General features: G+C 57.3%; 1 protein-coding gene. It reads left to right on the plus strand.

All coding sequences use genetic code 11. The features are described 5' to 3' along the window. Positions 1–46 precede the first annotated feature (46 nt). The coding region (locus tag AC628_RS42365) for a c-type cytochrome (protein ID WP_143202119.1) at positions 47–707 on the plus strand (661 nt) is incomplete at its 3' end.

Below are 707 nucleotides of genomic sequence, written 5' to 3' on the forward strand. Positions count from 1 at the left end.
TCAACTAATTATAACGAAGCTTGCTCTACTTGCATGCATCCTGTTGGTGGCCAATCGGATTCGCACGCGCTTCCTACCCGTCATGGAAACCGTAGGAGCAAAACCCGCGGCTTTTCTTGCAGGAGCTGGATGGGCAGCAACTGAATTCTTTTGCGGTGTTCTGATCGTCGGCTGCGCAGCCGCGCTCTCTTCAGTCATACCAGCACGACATGATCAGCCCATCTGGTGGCTGCCGTTTCGCTTTTCGATCGAAGCCACGTGGCCGGCGTGGCCGACGCCCGTTATCGCGGCGGGCGCCTTCTCCCTAGCACTATTGTCACTCTTCTGGGGCCTGCTCGTTTGTTTGAGAAAGCCGCAAAAGGTAAAAGCAGTTGCAGCAGGCGCCGCCGCCGTTATTTCGGTCGCAGGCGGTCTGTGGCAGATATCCGTGCAAGCCTATCCCGATACTTACCGCCGCCCGTCGGTTGCCTATTCGACGATATCAATAACCAATGGAAAGCGTCTATTTGCCGAGAATTGTGCCGCTTGCCACGGCAGCGGAGGGCTTGGCGATGGTCCGGCGGCATCGACCCTTCCCAAGCCGCCCGCGAATTTGAGCGAACCGCATACTGCGCTGCACACGGCCGGCGACATGTTTTGGTGGCTTAGCCATGGAATTCCAAAAAGCGGCATGCCCGGATTTGCTGATGTATTGGACGAACAGGCCC

Source organism: Bradyrhizobium sp. NAS96.2 (assembly GCF_001908235.1).
GTDB lineage: Bacteria > Pseudomonadota > Alphaproteobacteria > Rhizobiales > Xanthobacteraceae > Bradyrhizobium.